This window comes from Gluconacetobacter dulcium (assembly GCF_014174165.1).
GTDB lineage: Bacteria > Pseudomonadota > Alphaproteobacteria > Acetobacterales > Acetobacteraceae > Gluconacetobacter > Gluconacetobacter dulcium.
In genome coordinates, this window is the sequence record NZ_JABEQN010000001.1 from 300933 (window position 1) to 318475 (window position 17543).

13 protein-coding genes and 1 riboswitch are annotated in these 17543 nt (G+C 66.5%); of the genes, 4 read left to right on the forward strand and 9 right to left on the reverse strand.

Annotation, left to right across the window (positions count from 1 at the left end):
* Positions 1-52 precede the first annotated feature (52 nt).
* Together thiC and pckA are read right to left on the reverse strand one after the other, a co-directional pair.
* Positions 53-1933, reverse strand: coding sequence for a phosphomethylpyrimidine synthase ThiC (thiC, locus tag HLH25_RS01395; protein ID WP_182972340.1), 1881 nt, complete (start codon positions 1931-1933; stop codon positions 53-55).
* Between the two features lie 67 nt (positions 1934-2000).
* A riboswitch (TPP riboswitch) is annotated at positions 2001-2112 on the reverse strand.
* A 115-nt stretch (positions 2113-2227) separates the two neighbouring features.
* The gene (gene pckA, locus HLH25_RS01400) at positions 2228-3847 is read right to left on the reverse strand and encodes a phosphoenolpyruvate carboxykinase (ATP) (RefSeq protein ID WP_182972341.1); all 1620 of its coding nucleotides are present in this window, start codon (positions 3845-3847) and stop codon (positions 2228-2230) included.
* A gap of 299 nt (positions 3848-4146) precedes the next feature.
* Between pckA and HLH25_RS01405 the strand changes: the two genes are divergently transcribed.
* The 3 genes from HLH25_RS01405 to HLH25_RS01415 all read left to right on the forward strand — a co-directional run bounded on the left by HLH25_RS01405 (position 4147) and on the right by HLH25_RS01415 (position 7797).
* Positions 4147-5538 carry a sugar porter family MFS transporter gene (locus HLH25_RS01405; RefSeq protein WP_182972342.1) on the forward strand — a complete coding sequence of 464 codons (1392 nt, stop codon included), beginning with the start codon at positions 4147-4149 and terminating at the stop codon, positions 5536-5538.
* A gap of 82 nt (positions 5539-5620) precedes the next feature.
* Entirely contained in the window at positions 5621-6766 is a 1146-nt protein-coding gene (locus tag HLH25_RS01410; protein WP_182972343.1) for an aminotransferase class I/II-fold pyridoxal phosphate-dependent enzyme, read from the forward strand.
* A 23-nt stretch (positions 6767-6789) separates the two neighbouring features.
* The gene (locus HLH25_RS01415; RefSeq protein WP_182972344.1) at positions 6790-7797 is read left to right on the forward strand and encodes a retroviral-like aspartic protease family protein; all 1008 of its coding nucleotides are present in this window, start codon (positions 6790-6792) and stop codon (positions 7795-7797) included.
* Here HLH25_RS01415 and gluP read toward each other — a convergent pair.
* The 3 genes from gluP to HLH25_RS01430 form a co-directional block, all read right to left on the reverse strand.
* Complete coding sequence (gene gluP, locus HLH25_RS01420) at positions 7730-8956, reverse strand: glucose/galactose MFS transporter (RefSeq protein WP_182972430.1); 1227 nt, start codon at positions 8954-8956, stop codon at positions 7730-7732. The two genes, HLH25_RS01415 and gluP, sit on opposite strands and share 68 nt — an antisense overlap.
* A gap of 127 nt (positions 8957-9083) precedes the next feature.
* On the reverse strand, positions 9084-9353 hold the full coding sequence (locus HLH25_RS01425) for a hypothetical protein (protein WP_182972345.1): 270 nt from the start codon (positions 9351-9353) through the stop codon (positions 9084-9086).
* Between the two features lie 120 nt (positions 9354-9473).
* Positions 9474-10130, reverse strand: a complete 657-nt coding sequence (locus HLH25_RS01430; protein WP_182972346.1) for a LysE/ArgO family amino acid transporter — start codon at positions 10128-10130, stop codon at positions 9474-9476.
* A gap of 75 nt (positions 10131-10205) precedes the next feature.
* On the opposite strand from HLH25_RS01430, the gene HLH25_RS01435 reads away from it, so the two are divergent.
* Positions 10206-11102 (forward strand): LysR family transcriptional regulator ArgP, encoded by an 897-nt coding sequence (locus HLH25_RS01435; RefSeq protein WP_182972347.1) that lies wholly within the window; start codon positions 10206-10208, stop codon positions 11100-11102.
* A 132-nt stretch (positions 11103-11234) separates the two neighbouring features.
* Here HLH25_RS01435 and HLH25_RS01440 read toward each other — a convergent pair whose 3' ends face one another.
* From HLH25_RS01440 to HLH25_RS01455, 4 genes are all read right to left on the reverse strand, one after another.
* Entirely contained in the window at positions 11235-12941 is a 1707-nt protein-coding gene (locus HLH25_RS01440) for a methyl-accepting chemotaxis protein (RefSeq protein WP_220791620.1), read from the reverse strand.
* A gap of 351 nt (positions 12942-13292) precedes the next feature.
* Positions 13293-14801, reverse strand: coding sequence for an NADH-quinone oxidoreductase subunit M (locus HLH25_RS01445; RefSeq protein ID WP_182972349.1), 1509 nt, complete (start codon positions 14799-14801; stop codon positions 13293-13295).
* A gap of 180 nt (positions 14802-14981) precedes the next feature.
* On the reverse strand, positions 14982-16868 hold the full coding sequence (mutL, locus tag HLH25_RS01450; protein WP_182972350.1) for a DNA mismatch repair endonuclease MutL: 1887 nt from the start codon (positions 16866-16868) through the stop codon (positions 14982-14984).
* Between the two features lie 142 nt (positions 16869-17010).
* Positions 17011-17538: a DUF3035 domain-containing protein gene (locus HLH25_RS01455; protein ID WP_182972351.1), complete on the reverse strand. Its 528-nt coding sequence runs from the start codon at positions 17536-17538 to the stop codon at positions 17011-17013.
* Positions 17539-17543: the final 5 nt, after the last annotated feature.

Consider the following 17543-nt stretch of genomic DNA (forward strand, 5'->3'; position numbering starts at 1 on the left):
CTTAACAGATCAAAGTTTTTTGGTTCTTTTTTTTCAAAAAAGAACAGAAACCTCACTCTACCGTCACGTTGATCGCACTCCCGCCAACCCGGAACTTCTCGCCCATCTCCGCCAGCCCGGCCGCGATTTCGGCGGCCGACATTCCGGCCCCGTCATTCTGGCCGCGCGCCGCGTCACGAATATCCTGGCTGATCTTCATCGAGCAGAATTTCGGCCCGCACATCGAACAGAAATGCGCCGTCTTATGCGCATCCTTCGGCAGCGTCTCATCATGGAAAGACCGTGCCGTCTCCGGGTCCAGTCCCAGATTGAACTGATCCTCCCAACGGAATTCGAAACGCGCGCGCGACACCGCATCGTCGTGCAGCCGCGCCGCCGGGTGCCCCTTGGCCAGGTCGGCCGCATGGGCCGCCAGCTTGTATGTGATCACCCCGGTCTTCACATCGTCGCGGTCGGGCAGGCCGAGATGCTCCTTGGGCGTGACGTAGCAGAGCATGGCCGTGCCGAACCAGCCGATCATCGCCGCCCCGATGGCGCTCGTGATGTGGTCGTATCCAGGCGCGATATCCGTCGTCAACGGACCAAGCGTGTAGAACGGCGCTTCGCCGCAATGGGCCAGTTGCTCGTCCATATTGGCCTTGATCTTGTGCATCGGCACATGGCCCGGCCCCTCGATCATCACCTGACAGCCATGGTCCCACGCCACACGCGTCAGTTCGCCCAGCGTGCGCAGTTCGGCGAACTGGGCGGCATCGTTGGCATCGGCGATCGACCCCGGCCGCAACCCGTCCCCCAGGCTGAAGCTGACATCATATTCCCGCATGATCTCACAGATCTCACCGAATTTCTCATACAGGAAGCTCTCGCGATGATGCGCCAGGCACCATTTGGCCATGATCGAGCCCCCACGCGAGACGATGCCCGTCACCCGCCGCGCCGTCAGCGGCACATAGGCCAGCCGCACCCCGGCATGGATGGTAAAATAGTCCACCCCCTGCTCGGCCTGTTCGATCAGCGTGTCGCGGAACACCTCCCACGTCAGGTCCTCCGCCACGCCACCGACCTTCTCCAGCGCCTGATAGATCGGCACCGTGCCGATCGGCACCGGGCTGTTGCGGATGATCCAGTCGCGGATATTGTGGATGTTCCGGCCGGTGGACAGGTCCATCACCGTATCCGCGCCCCAGCGCGTGGCCCACACCATCTTGTCCACTTCGTCGGCCACATGACCCAGCACGGCGGAATTGCCGATATTGGCATTGATCTTCACCAGAAAGTTCCGGCCGATGATCATCGGCTCCAGTTCCGGATGGTTGATGTTCGCCGGCAGCACGGCGCGCCCACGGGCGATTTCCGCGCGAACGAATTCCGGCGTCACGAAATCCGGAATGCTGGCGCCGAAATCCTCGCCATCCCGCAATGCTTGATCCGTCGCCGCACGGCGCTGATTCTCGCGGATCGCAACATATTCCATCTCCTCGGTCACGATCCCGGCGCGCGCATAATCAAGCTGCGTCACCGGCCGCCCCGGCCGGCCACGCCACACCACCCGCCCGGTATTGTCGAAAGCCGGCGCCAGCGTGGCCCCGCTTGCCCCCCCATTATCTTCCGGCCGCACCGCGCGCGGCTGTTCCACCACCGTGCAATCGCCGCGCCGCGCAATCCATCCGGCGCGCAGGGCCGGCAGGCCGCGCGCAATATCGATCTTGGCGGTCGGATCGGTATAGGGGCCGGAGGGATCGTACAGCGTCACCGGCGGCTCGCCGGAACTGGCGTGCAGATCGACCTGCCGAAAGGGCACCCGCAGGTCAGGAAACAGCGTGCCGTTCTGATAGACCTTCCGGCCACCGGCACGCGGCCCGACCGTCACATCGCCGGTCGCGGGCGTGCGCGTCGGCTGGCGCGGCGGGCTGGGGGGTGTCTGGATATTCATGGCGCGTCCTCTTTGCTCATTGAGGGGGCGCGCCGGCGCGAAATGTCATGACGGCGGCACATCGCAGCGCCGCGCTCAATTCCCATCCCTTCGCCGGCATGACCCGGATCAGGTTCGACGGGTCAGGGGGAAAACACCCCTCTCTCAGCCGCTCACATGCGACTCCCCGGAGAACGGCGCGATCTTAATCCCGCCCAAAGGGCGGGGGTCAAGAGCAAGCCGCATCGCCGGGCGGCACGGCACGTCACATTGTCGCGCGCCGGGCGGGCCGTCCCCACGGCCCGCCCGCACCCGTCACGATGCGCGCGGACGGATCGCAGCCTCCCGAACCTCGGGCGCACACCCCTCCCGGAAGGTCTCGAAATTCTGCGCGAACCGCGCCGCGAGATCGGCCGCCGCGCGGGCATAGGCCGCCGGATCATCCCAGGTCGAAGCCGGGTCCAGCAGAGTGTCGGGCACGCCGGGCACATGGGTGGGAATCGACAGGCCGAAATGCTCTTCCACCCGAAACGGCACGTCGTCCAACCGCCCGTCCAGCGCGGCATTGACCAGCGCGCGCGTTTGCGCCAACGCGATTCTCCGTCCGGTCCCATAGGGGCCGCCGGTCCAGCCGGTATTCACCAGCCAGCACGTCACCGGCGTCCGCGCCAGACTGGCCGCCAGTTGCGCGCCATACAGTTCCGGCGGGCGCGGCAGGAACGGCGCGCCGAAACAGGCGCTGAAGGTCGCCTGCGGCTCCTTGCCCAGCCCCTTCTCGGTCCCGGCGATCCGCGCCGTGTAGCCCGACAGGAAATGATACACCGCCTGCGCGGGCGTCAGCCGCGCGATGGGCGGCAGCACGCCGAATGCATCGGCCGTCAGCATCACCACATGGCGCGGCACGCCACCCCGCCCGTCCGGGCTGGCATTGGCCACGAAATCGATCGGGTAACAGGCGCGCGTATTCTCCGTCAGCCCGCCATTCATGAAGTCCGGCACACCGTCGCGATCGGCCATCACATTTTCCAGCACGGTGCCGAACCGGTGCGATGCGTCCCATATCTCGGGCTCCGCCTCCTGCTTCAGGCCGATCACCTTGGCGTAACAGCCCCCTTCGACATTGAACACGCCGTCCCGCGACCAACCATGCTCGTCATCGCCGATCAACTGGCGCGCGGCGTCGGAGGACAGCGTGGTCTTGCCGGTACCCGACAGGCCGAAGAACAGGGCCACTTCGCCGCCAGGCCCGATATTGGCCGAGCAATGCATCGGCATCACGTCCTGCTCCGGCAGCAGCCAGTTCATGACCGTGAAAATGGATTTCTTGATCTCCCCGGCATATTGGGTGCCCGCGATCACCACCAGCCGCTGCTCCAGCGACAGGATCACGCCGGTCGCACTCCGCACCCCATGCGTCACCGGGTCGAGCGCGAGGTCGGGCGCATGCAGGATCACGAAATCCGGCACAAACCCCGCCAGTTCGGCCGCCGGGGGCCGAATGAACATGTTGCGCGCGAACAGCGCGTGCCAGGCATGGGTCGTCACCAGACGCACCCGGATGCGATGGGCCGGATCGGCACCTGCGTACAGATCCTGGACGAACAGTTCCTGCCCTTCCAGATAGCCGCGCACATAATCGCAGGCCCGCTGGAACGCCTCCCTCGGCAGGGCGGCATTGACGGCCCCCCACCAGACGCCGTCGCGCGTCGAAGGTTCGTCGACGACGAACTTGTCCTGCGCCGAACGGCCGGTATGCAGCCCCGTGCGCACCATCAGCGCCCCACCGGAGGACAACGCGCCCTCATCCCGGCGGATCGCATGCCCGATCAGTTCGGGCGCATGAAGGTTGGCATGGACGGCCCCGGCATGGCGCAGGCCGGTTCCCGCTATCGCGTCTTCTGAATCCGCAGGCCGGAAGGTCTTATTGCTGTTCATTCTTTTCCGTTTCCTGATCATTGTTTCCCGGTGTGTCGTCCCGGAATGACAAGTGTGGCCCGATCAGCATGGCAACTTCCTGATCGACACAAGATTTCTCAATCACAGATGCGTGATTGAGCATCCCCACTATAACGCCGCCCTCCCCGTCATCGCCCTTCCGACCGCACACCATCTGCCCGAAAAGTTTCTTGAAGGACGAGAAAAATTATCACGAACCCATCGGGCATTGCTGTCTTTCTATAACGGACATTCTGCTTTTCTTTGATTTTCGTCCAATCTTTTCATAGAATAACTGAGTGAATGAAAAAGAAAATCCGCAGGCAAAGCTGCTCATCAACGTCATCGCCGGCATTTCCGCCGCCGGCGGCCTGCTATTCGGCTACGATACCGGCATCATCTCGGCGGCCCTGTTGCAGATCACGCCGCAATTCCACCTGGATATCGGCGGCCAGCAGATCGTCACCTCGGCCATCATCGCCGGCGCGCTGGTCGGCTGCATGGGGGCGGCGCCGCTGTCCGACCGCTGCGGCCGTCGGCGCACCGTGATGGTGGCGGCCACCATCTTCATCATCGGCACGCTCGTCGCCGCCCTGGCCGACAGCACCCGGATGCTCACCGTGGCGCGCTTCGTGCTGGGCCTGGCGGTGGGGGCCGCGTCGCAGATCGTGCCGCTCTATATTTCCGAACTCGCCCCGGCCCATCGGCGCGGGCGCCTGGTGGGCCTGTTCCAGTTCGCGGTGGTCTCCGGGATTCTGGTCTCCTACATCGCCGGCTACCTGCTGCGCCACGAAAGCTGGCGGCTCATGTTCGGGCTCGGGATCATTCCCGCCGTGATCCTGCTGCTGGGCATGGCCTTCCTGCCCAACAGTCCGCGCTGGCTGGCCATGCGGGGCGATTTCGACGGCGCGCGCACCGTCCTGCGCCGGGTCCGCTCCAGCCACCGCACGGCGGAGCACGAACTGCAAAGCATCATCGACGCGCACGACCGGCAGGCCCCGTGGTCGGAACTGGCGCGCCCGTGGATCCGCCCCGCCCTGGTCGCCGCGGTCGGCGTGGCCCTGCTCTGCCAGCTCAGCGGCATCAATGCCGTCCTCTATTATGCCCCCACCATCTTCTCCGGCGCCGGCTTCGGCGAGGGCTCGGCGCTCCTTACCTCGGTCGCGGTCGGCGTGGCGATCATCGTGGCGACGCTGTTCGGCAACTGGGCGGTCGAGGTCATCGGCCGGCGGGCGCTGCTGCTGTGGTTCCTGCCGGGCGCCAGCCTGTGCCTGCTGGTGCTGGCCGAGCTGTTCCATATGCAGGCCATGGGCACATCCCATCCCTGGCTGATGGTCGCGGCGCTGCTGGGCTATGCGGTGCTCAATGTCGGCAGCCTGTCGGTCACCATCTGGATCATCGGGGCCGAAGTCTTTCCGCTGTCGGTGCGCGGCAAGGGCATGGGCTTGGTGGCGGCCGCGCATTGGGCAGCCGACCTGCTGATCTCGCTCACCACCCTGTCGATGGTCCACAGCTTCGGCGCCGGCGGCACCTTCCTGCTGTTCGGCCTGATCAATGCGCTGGCCTTCCTGTTCGTGCTGCGCTTCGTCCCCGAAACGCGCGGCCTGTCGCTGGAGGCAATCGAAGGCCGGCTGCGCGAGGGCACCTTCCTGCGCACGGCCAGCGGCCACCAACTCGGCCGGGCGCGCTGACGGCGCCCGATCCAGCAGCTTGCCGGGGGCCGGCATGGCGACTATGCCGACAGGGTTCGCCACTCCGGACGAGGCCCCGCCCATGACCGTCCCCCGCATCGACCCCTTCCATGCCGTCGGCCTCAGCACGCTGGCCCACCAGATGGCGGCGGAAGGGCGCGATATCGTGCATATGGAATTCGGCCAGCCCTCGACCGGCGCACCGAAAGCCGCGATCGCCGAGGCCCACCGCATCCTCGACAGCGACGGCATGGGCTATTGGGAAAGCACGCCGCTGAAGGCGCGCATCGCCCGCCATTATCTGGAAACCTACGGCACCACCGTCCTGCCCGAGCAGATCTGGCTGACCTGCGGCGCCTCGCCGGCCTTCGTGCTGGCTCTGAACAGCGCCTTCACGCCCGGCGCCCGGATCGCACTGGCCCGGCCGGGCTACGTCGCCTATCGCAACACCCTGCGGGCGCTCTATCTGGAACCGGTCGAAATCCCCTGCGGCCCGGCCGATCGGTTCCAGCTTTCAGCCGCCGCCATCGCGGCGCTGGACCCGCCGCCCGACGGCGTCATCCTCGCCAGCCCGGCCAACCCCACCGGCACGATCCTGTCGGATGCCGAGATGCAGGCCATCGTCACCGTCTGCCGGGACCGAGGCATCCGCATCGTGTCCGACGAGATCTATCACGGACTCAGCTATATCGGCCCGGTCCGCTCGATCCTGCAGGACGAGCCCGAGGCCCTGGTCGTCAACAGCTTCTCCAAATATTTCAGCATGGCCGGCTGGCGGCTGGGCTGGCTGGTCGCCCCCCCATCGCTGATCGAGGCCGTGCGGACGCGCGTGGGCAACATGTTCCTCACGCCCCCCTCGCTCAGCCAGCATGCCGGCCTCGTCGCCTTCGACTGCCGCGAGGAACTGGAGGGCCATGTCCGCATGTACCGCCATAACCGCGACCTGCTGCTGGAGCGCCTGCCGGAACTCGGGATCGAGCGGATCGCCCCACCCGACGGCGCCTTCTACATCTATGCCGATATCGGGCACCTGACGAACGACAGCCTGGCCTTCTGCGCCCGGCTGCTGGCCGATACCGGGGTCGCCACCGCGCCAGGGCTGGATTTCGACCCGGTCGAAGGCAACCGCTTCATGCGCTTCAGCTTCGCGGTTTCGACCGACCGGCTGGAAGAGGCCCTGCGGCGCATGGTTCCCTGGTTCGCCCGGGCCGGCAGGATGGCCGACTGAACACGCGGCATGGTGCCGGCAGCTTGTCAGGATTCCCCGACTGGCCCTACCATGACGGCATGGTTCGCTCCCTGCGCTGGTCGCTGCTCTGCATCCCCCTCGTTCTCAGCGCGTGCGCCGAGAACGGCGCCTGCACCATCGCATCGGTCGGCGATATGCCCGTTCTGAACGAACAGGGTTCCCCCATCGTCAAGGCATCCATCAACGGGCACCCGGTGGCGTTCGTCGTCGATACGGGCTCGCTGATCACCGCCATCTGGCCACGGCAGGTCGACAAGCTCGGCCTGTATTCCACATTCCGCCAGGTCCGCCTGCGCGGCGTGGGCGGCGACACCCTGGGCACGATCGTCACGGCCCGCACGATGGGCCTGGGCGCGGCCACCGCGTCGGATGTGTCCTTCGTCGCCGTCGGCAGACGGATGGATGGCCGCGCAGTCAACGGGATTCCCATCGTCGGACTGCTCGGGGGGGATTTTCTGTCCAGTTACGATGTCGTCTTCGACCTGCCGAACCATCAGGTCAATCTGTACGATGTCCGGGGATGCAAGGGCCTCATCCCGCGCTGGAACGGCGGCTTTTACAGCGTCCCCACCCATGAAGACCCCAACGACCCGACCAAGATCATCGTCCGCGTCAAACTCAATGGCCATCCCATGGACGCGATTCTCGACAGCGGCGCGCAACACACCCTGATCGCCACCGATGACGCGCGCGACGCGGGTGTATCGACATCCGACCTCGCCAGAGATCGTACAGGCATCGGCATCGGAATCGACGACGAAAAACTGGTGCGGTTCATGCATCGCTTCGAGCGTTTCCAGGTCGGGCCCTTCCACTTCGATCATCCCGTCATGCCGGTCAGCGAGACCGATCACAGCCTGCTGGGTGCGGAATTTCTCCGCCGCCACCGGGTCTGGATTCCCCGCTCGCGGAACGAAATCTTCGTCCAGCCGACCGGCCCGTTCACCCCGATAGAGCCTCCGGCGACCGCGCCCGCCGACGCAGCATCAGGCCGCAATAAGCCAGAATGACCAGGTAAGCCGGCCCCGCGACCCCGACAAACGCCGCCTGCACCCCGCAGGATCGCGCCAGATGCACGAACACCTGCGGCAGCACGCCCCCACCGCAAAACGCCATCACCAGCAGGGCGGCGGCATGGTCGGCATGCCGGCCCATCGCCCGCATCACCACCGGAAACAGGGCCGGCATGATCATCGCATTGGCAAAACCGAGCAGGGCCACGCACAGCACGGACAGCAGGCCCGTCGTCATCCACGCCGCCCCGCACAGGGCCAGCCCCATGGCGCAGGAAACCCCCATATAACGTTCCTGCGACACCAGCCGCGGCACAATCACCATGCCGGCCAGATACCCCGCCAGCATCGCCGCCAGCGTCACGGCGGTAAAATATTTGGTCACATCCAGCGACAGGCCGAAGGACCGGCCATACAGCCCGATCGCATCCCCCGCCATCACCTCAACGCCAACATAAAGAAACGTGCTGAACACCCCCAGGCCCAGCAGGAACAGGCCCCCGTCACGCCCCTCCGCCGGCGCACCCACCTCCGCCCCGATCCCGATCTCCGGCAGGCGCGACCGCAGGACCCACACCGCCATCACCAGCAGCAGCACGGCCATGAACAGATAGGGCGCATGCACGGCGCGGGTAAACTGCGTCAGGATGGCCTCGCGCGCGGCGGCCGAGGGCGCGGCCCGCACCAGGGTCGCGATGCCGCCGATATCGCGCATCACCAGGGCGGCGAAGACCAGCGGCGCCAGAATGCCGGCGAACTTGTTCGCGGTCCCCATGATCGCGATCCGCTGCGCCGCGCGTTCATGCGGCCCCAGCAACGTGACGTAGGGATTCACCGTCACCTGCAACAGCGACAGCCCGGCCCCGATCACCCCCAGCCCCGCCAGCGCGCCGGGATACCAGCGTCCGGTCACGCATTCGCCGAACAGGGCCGTACCGACCGCCATCACCATCAGCGCGATCGCCATGCCGGCCTTCAACCCGACCCGGCGCGCCAGCAGCGTGGCCGGCAATGGAAATATGAAATAAGCCAGATAAAAGCATGAGGGTACAAGAAACGCCGCAACATCGCTCAGGCTGAACGCAAGCTGCACGAACGTGATCAGCGGCCCATTCAGCCAGGTGACGAACCCGATGCTGAAGAACAGCAGCGCCATGATGACGATCGGCGACCAGCCATAGGCCCCCGCCGGGCCGCCGACGGAAACCGTCCGCGCGCCGCCTTCGCCTGCCCTCACGATCGCCGCCCCCTGCCGCGCACAGCCGCATACGGCCACCCGGCCCTCACGTATCCTGCCCGCCCCAGCGCCATCTCCATCCCCCTTCCGTCTTTGCCGCGCAGATCACCAGAAGCACGGCCAGAACGACGAAATCGACGGGGATTTCGATAAAAACCATCCTGGTGGAATGAAAGATGAGAGAAAGCGCCGAAACGCCGGAAACAGCCGCGAGGCCCCCAAGCAGCACCACCCACCCCTGCCATGCGATCGGCAGGCCCGACCCGACCCCATAACGCTTCGCGGCAAACCACGGCTTTGACGGCGGGGCTGGCATCCGGACATTCTCCTCATCTCGTCTCTGTCATGCAACGATCGAAGCACATATCCGCCGGTCATGACCAGCCTCGGGCAGCCGCATCAAAACGCCGCCGGACGCGCGGCCACCGTTTACAACTCAGAGCCAGTGCAACGCGGCCAGATACGGCGCCGCGCCGCCGACACCCCGCACCGCCAGCATCCCGGCCAGCATCAGCATCACCGCCGCCACCAGCCCGTCCAGCACGCGCCACGCGGCGGGCCGGGCAAAGACCGGGCGCAGCAGGCGCGCGCCGAATCCCAACCCGGTGAACCACAGCGCGCTGGCCGTCGCCGCCCCCGCCACGAACAGCGGCCTGGCCGCGCCGGGCAGGCCGCCACCCACCGCCCCCATCAACAGCACGGTATCCAGATAGACATGCGGGTTCAGATAGGTAAACGCCGCCGCCCGCCCCAGCGTACCGGCCAGACTATGCTGGCCTTCGCGCCCATCGGCCACCATGGCGACGGGCGCAAACGCGCGCCGCAGGGCACCCAGCCCGTACCACGCCAGAAACACAGCACCCCCCAACGACATGACCCAGATCAGCGCGGGCATCCGCTGCACGATCACGCCCATCCCCAGCACACCAGCCGAGACCAGCACCATGTCGGACAGGGTACAGAACATCACCACCGGCATGACATGCCGGCGGAGCAGCCCCTGACGCAGGACGAACAGGTTCTGGGCGCCGATGGCGACGATCAGGGCGGCCGCAAGGCCAAACCCGCTGGCAAAGCCGGAAGGAATCAACATGGCCGCTTCCATGCCGGGGCATCATCGCGTAATCCAGCTTAATTCCCTTCATCCGATTAAGCGAAACTAAATCCCATGCTCGATTACGCCGCCCTCGCCGCCGTGGCCGCCGTCGCGCGCGAAGGCAGTTTCGAACGCGCGGCGACGGCGCTGGGCGTCACGGCCTCGGCGGTCTCGCAGCGCGTGCGCACGCTGGAAGACCGGCTGGGTGCCGTGCTGATCGTTCGTGGACAACCCTGCACCGCCACGGCGGTCGGTACCCGGCTGTGCGCCCATGTCGAACGGGTGCGCCTGCTGGAAGGCGAGATGGCCTCCGCCCTGCCGGGGCTGGCCAGCCAGATCGCCGAATCGGGGCCGCCGACGATCCGCGTCGCGGTCAATGCCGACAGCCTGGCCACCTGGTTCATTCCCGCCATCGCCGCCTTTGCCGGGCGCGGCGACCGGCTGGTCGATCTGGTCATAGCCGGCGAGGACCATACGGCCGAACGCCTGCGCTCGGGCGATGTCCTGGCCGCCGTGACCACCGACCACGCCCCCGTCCAGGGGTGCCGCACCGTGCCGCTGGGTGCCTTGCGCTATGCCGCAACGGCGTCACCCGCCTTCGTGGCGCAATGGTTCGCGGGCGGCGTCGATGCCCCATCGCTGGCACGGGCACCGGTCCTGCGCTTCGACCGGCGGGACGATCTGCACGCCCGCTGGGCGCGCACCCTCTTCGGGCCGGAACCGGAAATGCCGACCCACTGGATTCCCTCCACCCACGGCTTCATAGACGCCGCGTTGGCGGGGATGGGCTGGTGCATGAACCCGATCCCGCTGGTCGCGTCACACCTGCGCACCGGTCGGCTGATCAGCCTGACACCGAATCACCATCTGGACGTACCGCTTTACTGGCAGCACGCCCGCATCGGCACCCGACTGCTGGACGCCCTGACGCGCGACGTCGTCACGGCGGCAAAGAACGGCCTTCTCTGAACTATTGTTTTTACGAACGTCCTCACCTGTCTGGCGGCACGCATTCAAACAGGGTCGGCGCCAGCAAGCGGGCTGAAACGCGCCACACCGGCGAAAGGGTCTACCGACGGTCCCGCCCGCGCGCCGCCCCTGTCAGGCGGCCGAACGCGATTCCCTGACCGGCGAAAGGGCCTTCAGAACCTGCGGTTTGTCGCGCGTCTCAAACCGGCTGATCAGCCGCATGAGTTCCTGCGATTCATGGCTCAGACTGCCGGCCGCAGCCGTCGCTTCCTCCACCATCGCCGCGTTCTGCTGGGTCACCTGATCCAGTTGCGTAACGGCTTCGTTGACCTGGGTCAGCCCCATCGCCTGCTCCTGGGTCGACTGCGCGATCTCCGAGACCAGCGCGTCGATCGCGGAAATCTTCGTCACCACGGCGTTCAGCGCAATTCCGGTCTGCTCGACCAGCTTCGCGCCCCGCGTCACCGCGCCGCCCGACCTGACGATCAGCGCCTTGATCTCGCTGGCCGCCTCCGCCGAACGCTGCGCCAGCGTCCGCACTTCCGACGCCACCACGGCAAAACCCCGGCCGGCCTCGCCGGCGCGCGCGGCCTCAACCCCGGCATTGAGCGCCAGCATGTTGGTCTGGAAGGCAATCTGGTCGATCATGCCGATGATCTGGCCGATCTCCTGCGACGAGTTCTTGATTTCCCCCATCGCGACAATGGCCTCGCGCACCACCTCGCCGGACTTCGCGGCATCGGCCCGCACGTCCGAAGCCGAGGTCGAGGCCGCCCTGGCCCCTGCGGCACTGCGCGTCACCACACGGGTGATTTCCCCCAGGGTCGTCGCCGTCTGCTCCAGGTTGGCCGCCTGCATCTCGGTGCGCCGCGCCAGATCGTTCGAGGCCGAGGCGATCTCCTGCGCACCGTTGCCCACGCCGCCCGCCGAAGCCGAAATCGCCCCCATCGTGGCTTCCAGCGTCTCCATCGCGGCGTTGAAATCGCGGCGCAGCTTTTCGTAGGCAGGGTCGATCGGCTTCACCAGACGATGGCTGAGCGCATTGCTGGCCAACTTGTCCAGGCCACCGGCAACCTCGTCCACCGCCTGGACACGGCTGGTCACATCGGTCGCGAACTTGACGACCTTGGCAACGCGCCCATGATGATCAAAAATCGGATTATACGAAGCCTGAAGCCAGACAACCTTGCCGTTCCTGCCAATCCGCTTGAACTCGGCCGCCACATACTCGCCGGCCTGCAATTTCCGCCACAAGGCCGCATAGTCCGGCGAACGGGCGAAATCCTCATCGACGAACATCCGATGATGCTGCCGCCGGATCTCGTCGAGCCTGTATCCCATGGAAGAGAGGAACGCATCGTTCGCGTTCAGAACCTCCCCGCCCGGCGTAAACTCGATCATCGCCTGAACGCGGGAAACCGCATCCATCTTGCCCTTGAAATCGGCCATCCGCATCGCCTCCTCGGTCGTGACCGCCGCGACTTTGACGACCTTGTAGGGCTTGCCGAGAATATTGCGCACAGGGTTGTAGGACGCCTGGATAAAGACCTCCGTCCCGCCCTTTCCAATACGCACATATTCACGGGCGTCGAATTCACCCTGGCGCAACTTGTCCCAGAACGCCTTGTATTCGGGGCTCCTGGCGTAAACGGGATCGACGAAAAGACTGTGATGCCGCCCCCGGAGTTCGCCCAGCGGATAGCCCAGCGCCTTACGGAAATTCTCGTTCGCGGTCAGGATTCGGCCCGCAAGATCGAATTCGATAATGGCCAGCGAACGATCAAGCGCGGCAAGCGTCGCTCGTGAATCCCCCAGCCGCCATTTCAGAAAGCCGAACATCCGCATTCATTCCTCAGCTCCGCCGACCACCGGCCCGGACACGCCCCTGCGGAAAAATCACGCATCGCGGCGCAGCGGGATGATCGGTATATTTCACAGCCGAAACAGAACACCGAACAAACGACTAGCCGCTCCGTCGTCTTCTACGCGCGCTCTTATTCGGTAACCACGATTCACGGTATCCACTATTAGTATCAATACTCGCAGCACCTCGCAAGACCGTGATCGGCTTATCCGCTCTCCAGGCGCGGGCACCCCGCCTTAATGGGGGCCTCTCCGGCCGTCACCGAACGAAATCAGGGCGCGGCGCATATACGCCACGCCCTGTTGCCCTCCCGAATGCGGGACGGGTCAGCGGGAAGCGAGATGCACCGGCGCAAGGGCCGCCTGGGCGGCCGGCGCCGAAACGGCATTGACCACCGCCGGATCGAACACCCGCAGGAAACTGGTGGGGTGGATGCCCATCCACAGCGTGACCAGCGCGCAGGGCACCAGAACCGCCAGTTCCGGCCCGGTCAGGTCGCGCAGCATCGCCACCACGCCACGCCCTGGCGCGCCGAACATCACCCGACGATACAGCACCAGCATATAGACCGCACCCAGGATCATGCTGCTGCCCGCCAGGAAGGCGACCCAGAACGAGACATGGATGGCACCGACCATCACCAGCCACTCACCGACGAAGGCGCCGGTCCCCGGCAGGCCGATATTGGCCATCACGAACAGCATGCCCAGCGTCGCCAGCACCGGCATCTTGTGCGCAACGCCCGAGAAGGCGTCGATCGAGCGCGTCTCCGCCCGCCAGGACACGGCGGCCACGCAGAAGAACAGCGCGGTAATGATCACGCCGTGCGACAGCATCTGGAAGATCGCGCCGTCGATACCCTCCGGCGTCAGGGTGAACAGCCCGACCGCGATCACCCCCATATGCGAGAACGAGGAATAGGCGATCAGCCGCTTCATGTCCGTCTGCGCCAGGGCGATGATGGCGGCATAGATCACGGCGATCACCCCCAGTGTCAGCACATAGGGCGCGAACATCCGGGCGGCATCGGGGAACATCAGCACGCCGAAACGCAGCAGCCCATACGCGCCGGCCTTGGACAGCACGCCCGAAAGCATGGCCGTCGTCGGCGTGGGCGCCTCGGTATAGGCATCGGGCAGCCACGCATGCAGCGGGAACAGCGGCAGCTTGACCCCGAAGGCCAGGATAAAGCCCAGCAACAGCCAGCACTGCATGGCCGGGGCGAAATTCGCATGCATCAGCACGGGGATGTCGGTGGTGCCGGTCATGGTCCACATCGCCAGCAGCGCCAGCAGCATGAACAGCGACCCGCCGAAGGTGAACAGGAAGAACTGCATCGAGGCCCAGACCCGCTTCGGCCCGCCCCATATGCCGATCATCAGACTGCCCGGAATCAGCGTCGCTTCATAGAACACGTAGAAAAGAACCAGATCCAGCGCCGAAAACAGGCCGACCAGCGTGGTTTCCAGCAGCAGAAGCGCCACCATGTAGTCCCGCACCCGCGTCGTCACCAGCTTCCACCCGCCGATCACCGCCAGCGGCGTCAGAAAGGTGGAGAGCAGCACGAACAGCAGGCTGATCCCATCGACCCCGGTATGGTACGACACGCCGAACGACGCGGCCCAATCCGCCTGCTGCACGAACTGAAAGCCCGGCACCCGCGGGTCGAACTCGGCCCAGATCACCACCGACAGCGCAAAGACCAGCAGGCTGGTCCACAACGCCACCCATCGCGATGCGGTCTCGATCGCCTCGGAGGTGCCGCGCATCAGGAAGATGGCAAGCGCGCCGCCCAGCGGCAGATACGTGACCAGGGAGAGCAGGATGGGATGCACGTCGGTCTCATCGTCCGTGAAAGATGGGGAAGCCTATCCCTGTTCCGGCAACGAGACCACCCGTGCGCCGCATCACGTTCTCCCGAGCAGCACCGGTTTTCCGCATTTTGGGCAACCGGGGCCACACGCTGACGTTGAAGCAGCCCCGCATTTTTCATCACGCGCCGTCGATCGCACCGGTTATCGCCGGCCGAACAGGGTCTCCAGATCCGCGCGACTCAGCTTCACCCAGGTCGGCCGCCCGTGCGAGCAGGTGCCGGCGCGCGGGGTGCGTTCCATGTCGCGCAGCAGCGCATCCATCTCCTCCCGCGTCAGGCTGCGCCCGGCCCGCACGCTGCCATGGCACGCCATGCGGGCCAGGATGGCATCCAGCCGCCCATCCAGCGCCTGCACCTCGTCGGCATCGGCCAGATCGTCTTCGGCCATTTCCTCGGCCATGTCGCGCAGCAGGCCGGCCGGATCGTCGGTCCCCAGCAGCGCAGGCAACGCCCGCACCAGAACAGCATCCCCCCCGAACGGCTCGATCTCCACCCCCAGGGCCGACAGCGTGCCGGCACGGGCCAGCACCGCCTCCGCCCCGCCACGCGGCAGCGTCACCACTTCGGGCAACAGCAGGCGCTGGGCACGCAGCGTACCGTCCAGATACTGGGCTCGCAGCCGTTCATGCGTCAGGCGCTCATGCGCGGCATGCTGGTCCACCAGCACCAGCGCCCCGTCGCCCGACACCGCGATCACATAGGTGCCCATCACCTGCGCCACCGCGGCCCCCAGCGGATAATCCACCGGATCGGCCAGAACGGCCCGCTCCTCTTCCACCGGCCCCGAACCGCCCCCCGGTCCCGGAGGCGCAACCGGCACCATGGGGTCCAGGACGCGCGCGGCCGGCCGATCCCCCAGATCGAGTCGCCCGCCGGAAAACGCCGCCGGACCAGGCGCCGCAAAGACCGGCGCCGCCGGGCGCGCGGGTGCGGGTGCGGGGTCGGATGGCGGATACCAGATCCGCGCCGGCCCCGCCATGCGCGACTGCAACAGCCCCGGCCGCACCCCGGCCACGCCGGCACCGCCGCCCAGCGCCCGGCCCAACGCCCCGATCACCAGCCCGCGCACCGCCGCCGGATCGGCAAAACGCAGTTCGGTCTTGGCCGGGTGGACGTTCACATCCACCATGTCCGGCGGAATGGTCAGCGACAGCGCCACCACCGCATGCCGCCCATGCTCGATCACATGCCGATAGCCGACGCGCACCGCCGTCCGCAGCACCGGATCGACCACCGGCCGGCCATTGACCAGCAGAATCTGCCCCGCCGCCGTCGCCCGATGCACCGACGGGCCACAGGCGAACCCGCTCAGCACCAGGTCGCCTTTCACCCCCTCGACCGGCAGCATGCCGTCCGCACCCTCGGTCTCCAGAATGGCGGCGACCCGCTCCGCCATGTCCTGGCACGGCAGGTCGAACACCACCCGCTCGTCCAGTTGCAGGCGAAAGGCCACATGCGGCACCGACAGCGCCAGCCGCCGCACGGTAATATCGGCATGCCCGGCCTCGACGCGGGGACTCTTGAGGAATTTGCGCCGGGCGGGCGTGGCGAAGAACATGTCCTCCACCACCACGCGGGTTCCCGCCGTGCCGGCGCAGGGCGCGGGCGTACCCACCAGCCCGCCTTCCACCGTCAGCCGCCACGCGCTGTCGGCCCCATGCGGGCGCGAGGTCACCGAAAGCCGCGCCGCCGCCCCGATCGACGGCAGCGCCTCGCCCCGAAACCCCAGGGTTTCGATCCGCACCAGCGTCTCGTCACGCAGTTTCGAGGTGCAATGCCGCTCGACCGCCAGCATCAGGTCGTCGGGCGTCATGCCGCACCCATCATCGACCACCTCGATCCGGTCGATCCCACCCTGTTCCAGCAGGATCGAAATCCGCCGCGCCCCGGAATCGATCGCGTTCTCGACCAGTTCCTTCAACGCGGCGGCGGGGCGTTCGATGACTTCGCCCGCCGCGATGCGGTTGACCACCTGTTCCGACAAACGCCGGATCACCGGTCGGGCGGGCAGGCTCGACGAATCACTCATGCGCGCAGGCTAGACCATCCGCCCCACGGGGGCGAAATCCTTTTCGGTGGAGGGAAACCAGAGCCAAAATAAAAAAAGGACCAGCCAAGGCCGGTCCCCTTCCTCCATGCCGGCCGGCAACCCGGCCCGGCCATCCCTGGTTCTACTTGCTCGGGGCCTTGCTCTTGACGGTCGGCGTGGCGCCCTGGGTCGGGCTGTTGCCCAGCGCCGAATTCTGGCGCAGACGGCGGTTCTCGGCCTCGCCGTCCACCTCGCCGCCGGCTCCCCCGCCGTTCCAGAACATCAACTGGTTGATAAAGCCCTGCCCGGCCGGACCAAGCTCACCCTTGTCCGAACTGTCCGAGGCCGCGTCGGCCTCGTTCACCAGCGCGGCCTGGCCGGCGCTCGGCGCGCCATCGGCGCCCTGAAGCGCGACGTTGGGCGACAGGGTCTCGAGCGCCTGCAATCTCGGGCTCTCGTCCTGCGGGCGCGATGAGTCGCTGTGCGGAACCGCCAGTTCCTGCGTCGGCGGCATCGACAGCGGGGCGCGCGTCGTCACCGTATATTCGTCCGGCGAATCGCGTTCCAGGCCGAAGGCCCGATTGAGGTCCGAGCCGGAGCAACCGGCAAGAAGGACTCCGCCCGACAGCAGAAGTGCGAACGGAACCAGACGAGGGAATAGGGGCGCCATGCTTC

What these genes read in the sequence shown, in the direction of transcription:
- thiC (WP_182972340.1), bottom strand. Translation starts at nt 1,933, where the DNA reads ATGAATATCCAGACACCCCCCAGCCCGCCGCGCCAGCCGACGCGCACG.
- pckA (WP_182972341.1), bottom strand. Translation starts at nt 3,847, where the DNA reads ATGAACAGCAATAAGACCTTCCGGCCTGCGGATTCAGAAGACGCGATA.
- HLH25_RS01410 (WP_182972343.1), top strand. Translation starts at nt 5,621, where the DNA reads ATGACCGTCCCCCGCATCGACCCCTTCCATGCCGTCGGCCTCAGCACG.
- gluP (WP_182972430.1), bottom strand. Translation starts at nt 8,956, where the DNA reads ATGGCGCTGCTGTTCTTCAGCATCGGGTTCGTCACCTGGCTGAATGGG.
- HLH25_RS01425 (WP_182972345.1), bottom strand. Translation starts at nt 9,353, where the DNA reads ATGCCAGCCCCGCCGTCAAAGCCGTGGTTTGCCGCGAAGCGTTATGGG.
- HLH25_RS01430 (WP_182972346.1), bottom strand. Translation starts at nt 10,130, where the DNA reads ATGTTGATTCCTTCCGGCTTTGCCAGCGGGTTTGGCCTTGCGGCCGCC.
- HLH25_RS01435 (WP_182972347.1), top strand. Translation starts at nt 10,206, where the DNA reads ATGCTCGATTACGCCGCCCTCGCCGCCGTGGCCGCCGTCGCGCGCGAA.
- HLH25_RS01440 (WP_220791620.1), bottom strand. Translation starts at nt 12,941, where the DNA reads ATGTTCGGCTTTCTGAAATGGCGGCTGGGGGATTCACGAGCGACGCTT.
- mutL (WP_182972350.1), bottom strand. Translation starts at nt 16,868, where the DNA reads ATGAGTGATTCGTCGAGCCTGCCCGCCCGACCGGTGATCCGGCGTTTG.
- HLH25_RS01455 (WP_182972351.1), bottom strand. Translation starts at nt 17,538, where the DNA reads ATGGCGCCCCTATTCCCTCGTCTGGTTCCGTTCGCACTTCTGCTGTCG.